The sequence below is a fragment of the Streptomyces sp. sk2.1 genome, assembly GCF_008120935.1.
In the GTDB taxonomy this organism is placed as follows: domain Bacteria; phylum Actinomycetota; class Actinomycetes; order Streptomycetales; family Streptomycetaceae; genus Streptomyces.
Genome location: NZ_RDBO01000111.1, coordinates 1 through 9,093 on the forward strand (window position 1 = coordinate 1; position 9,093 = coordinate 9,093).

Annotated in this window: 4 protein-coding genes and 1 pseudogene; 3 read left to right on the forward strand and 2 right to left on the reverse strand. The window is 71.1% G+C overall.

Translation table 11 applies throughout. The features are described from left to right. The first annotated feature begins 30 nt into the window (after positions 1–30). Positions 31–833, forward strand: a pseudogene (locus EAO76_RS40845) (ABC transporter ATP-binding protein). Positions 834–916: 83 nt separating this feature from the next. Further along, positions 917–3,487: an ABC transporter permease gene (locus tag EAO76_RS40850; RefSeq protein WP_148841303.1), complete on the forward strand. Its 2,571-nt coding sequence runs from the start codon at positions 917–919 to the stop codon at positions 3,485–3,487. Positions 3,488–4,379: 892 nt separating this feature from the next. Here the strand turns inward: EAO76_RS40850 and EAO76_RS40855 are convergent. Further along, the gene (locus EAO76_RS40855) at positions 4,380–4,730 is read right to left on the reverse strand and encodes a hypothetical protein (protein ID WP_148841304.1); all 351 of its coding nucleotides are present in this window, start codon (positions 4,728–4,730) and stop codon (positions 4,380–4,382) included. Between the two features lie 1,303 nt (positions 4,731–6,033). Further along, on the reverse strand, positions 6,034–7,104 hold the full coding sequence (locus EAO76_RS40860; RefSeq protein WP_148841305.1) for a methyltransferase: 1,071 nt from the start codon (positions 7,102–7,104) through the stop codon (positions 6,034–6,036). 316 nt (positions 7,105–7,420) lie between these two features. On the opposite strand from EAO76_RS40860, the gene EAO76_RS40865 reads away from it, so the two are divergent. After that, entirely contained in the window at positions 7,421–8,650 is a 1,230-nt protein-coding gene (locus EAO76_RS40865; protein WP_187439001.1) for a cytochrome P450, read from the forward strand. The last annotated feature ends 443 nt before the right edge of the window (positions 8,651–9,093 follow it).

Genomic DNA, 9,093 nt, shown 5'->3' on the forward strand with positions numbered 1-9,093 from the left:
CCCCTGTGCCGGAGTGTGCCCATGCCGCCGATGTCCTTCCCCCACCACGCCCCGCACGCGGGCTCCTCCGCCCCGCGCCAGTCGGCGGTCCCTTTCGCCGCGAGCACATCCGACCTGTCGAAGGTGTACGGCAGCGGGGACACGCAAGTCGTCGCCCTGGACCGGGTGAGTATCTCCTTCAAAGAGGGCGAGTTCACCGCGATCATGGGCCCCTCGGGCTCGGGCAAGTCGACCCTGATGCACTGCGTCGCCGGCCTGGACTCGGCGTCCTCGGGTTCGGTGCGGATCGGCACCACCGAGCTGAGCCGCCTGAACGACCGGCAGCTCACCGAACTGCGCCGGGACCGGATCGGGTTCATCTTCCAGGCGTTCAACCTGTTGCCCACCCTGACGACGGTGGAGAACATCACCCTCCCCACGGACGTCGCCGGCCGCGAAGTCGATCGGCAGTGGCTGGAGACGGTCGTGAACATGGTGGGCCTGTCCGATCGCCTCGACCACCGCCCCGGCCGGCTCTCCGGCGGCCGGCAGCAGCGCGTGGCCGTGGCCCGGGCCCTGGCCTCCCGGCCCGCGATCGTCTTCGGTGACGAGCCCACCGGAAACCTCGACTCCCGGGCCGGTGCCGAGGTCCTGGGCTTCCTGCGGGAATCGGTGCGGCAACTCGGACAGACGGTGGTGATGGTGACGCACGACCCGGTGGCCGCCGGCTACGCGGACCGGGTCGTCTTCCTCGCCGACGGCCGGCTCGTGGACGAGATGCGGCAGCCCAGCCCAGCCCGGACCGGGTCCTGGACCGCATGAAGGAATTTGACGCCCGGGGCCGCACCAGCTGACCGGGCCGTCCCACCGGTGCTCCCCCCGGATTCCGCTCGCGCCGCACTCTCCTTCCGCCCTCTCACGCCCCGGACACACACTCATGCTGAAAACAGCCCTGCGCAATGTCCTCGCGCACAAAGCCCACTTGGTCATGACCGTGCTTGCGGTCTGCCTCGGCGTCGCCTTCGTCAGCGGCACCCTGGTCTTCGGCGAGACCTCCACCGCTGCCAATCGTGCCGCCGTCTCCGAGAACCTCGCCGACCTCTCCGTCCGTGTCAGCCCCAAGCCCCCCAAGCCCGGGGAGCCCGCACCCAGGGGCCTGCCCCCGGCGCTCGACGACGCGACCGTCGCCAAGCTCGCCGGTATCAGCGGCGTCGACAGCGTCCGGCCCTCGATCTCCGGCTCCGCCGTACTGAACACGGCCGACGGCAACCCGATGCGCAGCGCGAAGCGCGGCGGCAACCGAGCCGACGCCTGGATCCCCGGACCCGGTGGCAAGGACCCCCGCTTCCCGATCGCCCGGGGCCACACACCGCGCACCGGCGACGAGATCGCCCTGGACGACGGCACCGCCGCCCGCGGCAAGCACAAGATCGGTGACAGGATCACCCTCGCCACCAACGGCCCCGTCATGCACAAGAGGCTGGTCGGCATCGTCACCACCAAGGACACCCGCGTCAGTTCCGGCTCCGGCACCCTCGTTCTCTTCGACAAGGCCACCGCCCGCGACATGTTCGGGCAGCCCGGCGCCTACTCGTCCATCGACCTGACGGCCAAGCCCGGCACCGGTGACTTCGACCTGGCCGAGCGCGTCACCGACACGCTCGGCGCCGCCCGGGCCGAGACCTCCACCGTGAGTGACCTCGTCACCCAACAGGACCGCTACGTCAGCGTCCTGGTCCGCGGCAACGAGAAAGTCGCCCTGATCTACGCCCTCGTCGCCCTGTTCATCGGCTCGTTCCTGATCGTCAACACCTTCACCATGCTGGTGGCCCGCCGCAGCCGGGAGATCGCCCTGCTGCGTGCCATCGGCGCCTCCCGCCGCCAGGTGATCCGCTCCCTGCTGATCGAGGCCGGTCTGGTCGGCCTGTTCTCCTCAGCCCTCGGCTTCGGCCTCGGCCTCGGCCTCGCCGTCGCGATGCCCCACTTGATGACCATCGACGGGAGCGCCGTTCCCACCGGGCCCCTCGTGATCGGGGCCACGCCCATCGCCGCCGCGCTCTTCGTCGGCGTCGGCCTCACCGTGCTCTCCGCCTGGATCCCCTCCCGCAAGGCGTCCAAGATCGCTCCGGTCGAGGCGCTGCGGGCCGTCCACCAGCCGCCGTCCGCCACCGCCTCCCGCTACCGGGCCATCGCGGGCGGACTCCTCGCCTTCGGCGGCGCCGCCCTGCTGATCTCCCTCTCGGGGGCCGAGGACGCCTCCGACGAGAACTTCCAGAACGCCGTGTTCGGCGCGTTCGGCCTGATCACCGGTCTGTTGATGCTGGCCCCGATCCTGGCGGTCCCCATGATCCGGGCCGGTGGCAAGCTCACCACTCGCTTCGGCGCCGCCGGCCGGCTCTCCCACGAGAACGCCCTGCGCGACCCGCGCCGCACCGCCGCCACCGCCTCCGCCGTCATCGTCAGCACCGCCCTCGTCGCCGGCCTCGCCACCATCGCCCACTCCAGCGCCCAGGCCCTCGACCGCCAGGCCGCCGCCGGCCTCACCGCCGACCACCTGATCACCGCCGACCAGATGACCGGCATCGACCGGGCCACCACCCGTAGGATCGCCGACACCCCGGGCGTGCGCACCGCGAGCGCCATCGCCGATGGACAGATCCTCCTCGGCGGCGACAATCTGAGCGTCACCGGTGTCGATCCCGCCGGTCTCGACAACGTGATGAAGCTCGACTTCGTCTCCGGCTCCCTCAAGGGCCTCAAGGCCGGTGCCATCGCCGTCTCCGAGACCACCGCCCGCGAACACCACCTCAAGACCGGCTCCCGGGCCAGGACCACTCCCGGCTTCGGCCGCGACGACATCCGGACCTACACCGTCATCGGCGTCTACCGCGACAACCCCACCGCCGGCCCGGCCATCGGCGACCGCGCAGAAATCCAGCACCTGGACGAGCACAGCGAGACCAGCCAGTACTTCACCCGGGTCCTCGTCGCCGCCGACAAGAACGGCGTCTCCAAGGCCGATCTCCTCGACGCCACCGGCAAGAACCCCCTCCTCACTGTCCAGAGCCGCGACGAGTTCGTCGCCGAGGCATCCGGTGTCATGAGCATCATCATCAACCTGATGTACGGCCTGCTCTTCCTCGGCGGCGCCATCTCCGCCCTCGGCATCGCCAACACCCTCGCCATGTCCATCACCGACCGCACCCGCGAGATCGGCGCCCTGCGCGCCATCGGCATGCACCGCGCCGGCATCCGCACGATGATCCGCCTCGAGGCCCTCACCGTCGCCGCCTTCGGCACCATCCTCGGCATGGTGAGCGGAACCTTCGGCGCCTGGGCCGTCAGCTCCCTCGCCAACGGCTCCATCAAGCAGTACGAGTTCACCCTCCCCTGGGGAACCCTCCTCGCAACCTGTGCGCTCTCCCTCGCGGTCGGCATCCTCGCCGCAGCCCTCCCGGCCCGCCGGGCCGCCGGCCTCAGCCCCCTGGAGGCCGTCGCCGAATCCTGACCCCGAGCCGCTCGACAGCGCCACACGACGCCCGCGTCGGGCAGACCCGTCACCGGCCTGCCCGACGCGGACGTCGTACGTGAAGAGGAGGTATCCGCCGGAGACGGGGACGCAGCCGTCATCGCCGCACCCGAGCCTGTGCGAGACAGCATGACGAAGGGGCCCGTCCGCGATGGACGGGCCCCTTCGTCATGCTGTCAGCAGCGGTTCGCGGCCACCTTGCGGATGATGTCGGCGTGGTCGAATGGCCAGGTCAGCCTGATTCTGCTCGTCAGTACCTGGCCCGGGGCATTCGGCTGCCCAGTGCGGCGCCTGAGTGGGAACGAGGCCGTGCTCAGGGCAGTTGGGGAGCTCGGTGCCGAGCGCGACGCCCCCGCACGGGGCTTTGGGGCAGGTGCACGAGGGATAGGACCCGCCGAGCGATGTCACGTCGCCGTGCCGCACGTACTCGCCGGCCTCCATGGTCGCCCGCACGTCGCGCGCCATCGTCCGCCCCGGCAGTGGTGGTGACCTGCACCTCAGCGGTGCCGGGCCGGGCCAGGGCGTGCCAACCCTGACGCACGATCACCCCGTCGCGGGTGATCGTGAGCCGGTCGGGGCCCGCCTCCATCCACGGCGTCTCCACCGGATCGGCCCCGTACAGCCCTGGGCACTGCCCTCCCCGCCTGCATGCCAAGTCATGGCCGACACCTGTTCCAGCTTCCCGAGCTGCCCGGCGGAGCTTCGCCCGCTGCGTGACAAGGACGTCATCGGCAGCGAACAGGGCGGTCAACGACCCGTCGCCGGCCGCACCGGCCGGCGACTCGGACGGTTCGTGCCCGGCCCGCGATGGCCGACCGGGGCAGGAGCCACCACGCGCAGCCGGTGCGACAGCGGGCCGGCGTTGACGGGGTCAGGACCGGCGGCAGCCTTGGCCCTGGAGCCACAAAGAGCCTTCGACCCAGCCGGTTTGGCAGGAGTACTTGTTGTTGTTGCGACCGTCGACGACGGTGAAGTCGGAGAGCGGTCCCCAATGGCCGGTAGCGCAGTTCTGTGCGAAAAGGTTGGGCAGGTCCGGCTCAACGCTGCCGCACCGGATAACTTCTCCGGCCCGCGCCGCAGAGCTGCCGGACGGGGCGGTGGCGCGCGATGCGGCGGTGGCTGCGGCCACGGGCGCGGCCGCGGCCAGGAAGACCGCGAGCGCGCCGGCCGCCAGGGCCAGGTTCCGCAGCCCGGTGCGACAGGATTTCCCTGCTGTGTTCATGTTGATCTCCTTCTGACTTGCTGACGAGGGCTGGACGGGACCGTGTGCCGGACGGCCTCCACCCTGCGGCGTGTGAGGCTCGCCGCACCCGGGTGTTCCTGCAGTCCAACTGGTCCAGCCACAGATCTCATCGGGAACCCGCACGGGAGGGTTGAGCCAAACCACCCCATAGGCAGGCACATGACGCGTTCGACGGAGCGCAGACAGTGACACCTGCCCGACCCCCTGCGCCGGCTTGAGCCCCTGCCGGCAGCCCCTGAACAGTTCACCGCTGGGAGAAGGCGCCGACCGCTACCTCCAGCGGCCGACCTCGCGCATCGGCAGGGCCGCGCGCGCCGGTGCCCCAGGAATGGACGGACGAACAGACGCGGGAGGGGCCCGAATCCCCATCGACAGATCAGGGGCGGTGAAGAGACGAACACGTACTTTGCGCGCCCGGTTCGCCCCGGAGCCCGTGCGCGACCCACGCACGACGAGTAGGCCCGGTACCGGCTGCGTAAAGTCTGGAGAAGTGGGGTCGGCCCGGCTCCGGCGGGCAGGACTTCGCCGACGTCGCGCCGAGCCGGGCCGCCGCCCCGACTCGGCGGCCCGGGGCGGCCCGGTCAGCAGGCGCAGGCGCGGAACGGGTGGGTGCGGGCCCTCGCTTGGCCGGTTCCGGATCGGGCCGACCACCAGGCGTCGGCCCGGGGGCAGTTGGGGCGTCTTGAGGGGCGCGTCCTCCTTCCTCCCGGCCCGGGGGCGCGCCGAATGCCCGCGCGGCACCCCGGCCGCCTCCCGCGCTCAACCTGCCGTGCCTCGCCGCTCGTGCCCACAAAACCGGGAGTTCTCCGCTTACTCACCGCTGCTTTTTCCCGCTGTAGCGGGCGGGGGTGTCCGCACCCCGAGCGAGGATCCGCTACATCCTCGGCGGCGAAGGGCAGGACGTCGGTGCCTGTCCAGTGGACTCGGCAGCAGATCATGACGGGCCCCCGCCCACCAGTGCATCCAGGTCTGCCCGCCGCTGCTCGGCGAGCCGATCGCCGCGCCTCCGGGCATTGTCGACCCACCTACCGAGCCTCACCACCACCTCATTCGCGCCCTCTCGAAGGGCCGACGCATCGGGCTCGGCCGGGCTCCCGACGCCCGGCTCGCCGCCCGGATACGCGTGATCCACCGGGCCCCGGATTCGCGACCCAGCCGGAACTGGCCCGCACGATGATCGAACGGTTCCTGGACGCCGGACACCACGGGCTCGGCATCCGGCGTGCCGCCCGCATCCTGGCCGAGATCGGCGACGCCCGCGGTCGCTTCGCCGACGGCCGGATCAGTCCGGACATCCGCTCTCGAAGGCGTGGTGCCCGTCGGACAGCCGTGTGACGGAGAGTGGTTCGAGGCCGGCGGCAGTGTGCAGTTGCCAGATGTCGTCGGCGGTCCGGAATCCGCGGACCTCTTTCCCGCCGAGCACCATCTGGTAGAGGGCATGGGCTCCGTCCGACTCCCGGTCGAGCAGGGGCTCCAGCACGATCAGCCTGGGCCGCGGTCCTGTGCGGGCAAAGGCGTGCGCGGTGCGGTTCATGGCCCGCCGTACCGCGGTGAGGATGCGTGTTCCCTGCTCGGGCGACCAGTCGTGCAGCACGTTTTTGAGCAGGTAGAGCCCGCCGCCCTCAGGCACTTCCTCGAAGATGTCCGCCGGCTGGAAGCGGATCCGGTCGGCGAGCGAACGGTCCGGGGCCTTCGCCAGACGGGCCGCCGCCCGGGCGCAGACGCTCGGTCGGTCGACACAGATCCCTTCGAGGCCCGGGTCGAGGGCCAGGAGCGACATGAGCAGCGTGCCGTTCCCGCCGCCGACGTCGATCAGCCGCCCCGGCGTGGAGAAGGAGAACTCTTCGGCGAACGCCTCGGCCGTCGGCCGCGCCAGCTCCGCCATCGCGGCGTCGAAGACCTGCTCCGACTCCGATGTCCGGCCGAGGTACCCGTACAGCGGCACGCCGAAGACTTCCTCGAACCCGGAGCGCCCGGTCATGACGGTGCCGAGCAGCCCGGCGAAGGCGTCGTCGTAGGTCTCGGCCAGCAGGATGCAATGGTGACGCAGGGACCGGGGATGGTCGCTGCGCAGGGCGGCGTGGCTCTCCGCCAGCCGGAACCGTCCGTCCCCCTCGCGCACGAAGACCCCCCGCATGGCCAGGGCCTGAAGGAGGCGAAGCATCACCTCCGGGTCGCTGCCGGTCCGTCCCGCGATGTCGTCGGACGTCATGGAGGCGCCGTCCAGGACGTCCGCGATCCGCAGCCTGGCCGCCACGGCCAGTGCGCGCGAGAAGCATCCGCCCGAGGCGATCTCCAGGAGCCCCTCGCCTCCATGCGCGTCCTCCCCCTGACAGCGCGCGTCCGTGTCCACGGTCAGCCCTCCTTCTGCTCTTCTTCACGCCCGGCGGCCTCGGCCGTGCGCTACACGGAACAACGAGGCGGCGGGACACCCAGAACGGCCCCGGCCCCCGCATGCCCGGCGCACACAAGAGCGCCATGTACCCCGCATGCGTGAACCTGCACGGTCGGGGACGGTACGGGCCAGCCGGGGCGGCAGACTGGAGATCAGGTCTGCTCCGGCCACCGGCACGTCGGCCGGAGCATGCCGCGCCCGCACGAGGCGGTACCGCGCACCGGCCCGTACGCGACCGCCTTGCCGCGCACGGGCCGAAGAGGTGAGGAACAACGTGACAGCCACCGCCGGATCGTCCCCAACGGCCTTCCCGGCCCCGAGCTACCCGATGGAACGCACCTGCCCCTACGCCATGCCCACCGGATATGGGCCGCTGCGCGAGCACCGCCCGCTGTCCCGTGTGTCCCTGTACGACGGACGGAGGGTCTGGCTCGTCTCCGGAAGCGACGTGGGCCGGGAACTGCTCCGCGACCCGCGGATCTCCTGCGATCCGGCGCATCCCTCGTTCCCCTGCCTGACCGAGAGCATGGCCTCACGGCAGGTGCCCGGCCTCCCGCTGATCGGCGTGGACGATCCCCTCCACGCCCACCAGCGCAGGTGGGTCTCGTCCGCCTTCGGCATCCGCCGGATCGCCGCCCGGCGCCCGGCCATCGAGCGGACCGCCGTACGACTGGTCGACGCCATGCTCGCCGCGGGCGACCGGGCGGATCTGGTCCGCGCCTACACAACGCCCCTGGCCTCCGACACGACGTTCGCCCTGCTGGGGGTGCCGCACCAGGACCGCCCGCACGTCGATGAGCTGATCACACGCCTCCTCTCGCCAGTCGACGAGGAGGACGGCTGCACCCCGGAAGAGTTGCTCGCCCAGCTCCTGGACTACCTCAAGGGTCTGCTCACGGACCGGCAACACAACCCCGGCGACGACCTGATCGACGACCTCGTCGCCGCCCACCGCCCTCTGACCCGGCAGGACCTCGACACGCTGGCGATGACGTGTGTCGTTCTGATGTCCGGAGGGAACGAAACCACCTCCACCGCCCTCGCCACCGCCGTCCTCGCCCTGCTCGACCACCCCGCCCAGCTCGACCGGCTGCGCCGGGACCCCTCGCTGATGCCCGACGCCGTCGAGGAACTGCTGCGGATCAGCTCCGTCACGGACGCGCTCCCCCGGGTGGCGACCGAGGACATCGACATCGCCGGGCACACCATCGAGGCAGGCGACGGCGTTGTCTTCTCGACCATGCTGATGAACCGGGACCCGGACGTCTGGGACAGCCCCGACACGTTCGACACCCACCGCAGGGCCGGCCGCCACGTCGCCTTCGGCTACGGCATCCACCAATGCGTCGGCCAGAACCTGGCCCGCGCCGAAATGGACATCGCCCTCACCACCCTCCTGCGCCGCATCCCGACGATCCGCCTGGACGTCCCCTCACAGCAGGTCCGCGGCGTCGCGGTCCACGTCCAGCTCGGCGGCGTGGCCGAACTACCGGTCACCTGGTGACCGGGACGGCATGAGCGTCGGTACCAAAGTCGGCCACGGCCTGGACAAAGCCGACGGGGAACACGCCAGTGACCGAGCCGACCCACAAATGACCGATTTCGCGTGACCTTCGGCGTTTTCTGCAGACCATTCAGTCGCCTGGTCACTGTGTCGGGTGTCGAGCGTCGAGTGTCGGCCAAGGAGGACCCTCGCGCCGCCAGCGCAGGAATTCCTCTCCAGAGCGCCTCCCATGAATTCCTGAGACTGAGTGCTTCACCTGGCAGGTGAGCGCTTGAGCCGGCGAGCAGGACAGCGGTTGTCTTCCTCGCCTGCGGCGCCTTCCGGGGCAACGTAACCTGCGTGGGGGCGCGGGACGTTGGCGCCGGGCCGTGGGTGCTGGGTGAGGAAGGAGTGGCCGGGGTGGAGCCGCTGAGGGACGGGGACCCGGAGAAGGTGGGTGGGTT

Excerpts from the sequence above, each read along its gene's own strand:
- EAO76_RS40850 (WP_148841303.1), top strand. The coding sequence starts at position 917 with ATGCTGAAAACAGCCCTGCGCAATGTCCTCGCGCACAAAGCCCACTTG.
- EAO76_RS40855 (WP_148841304.1), bottom strand. The coding sequence starts at position 4,730 with ATGAACACAGCAGGGAAATCCTGTCGCACCGGGCTGCGGAACCTGGCC.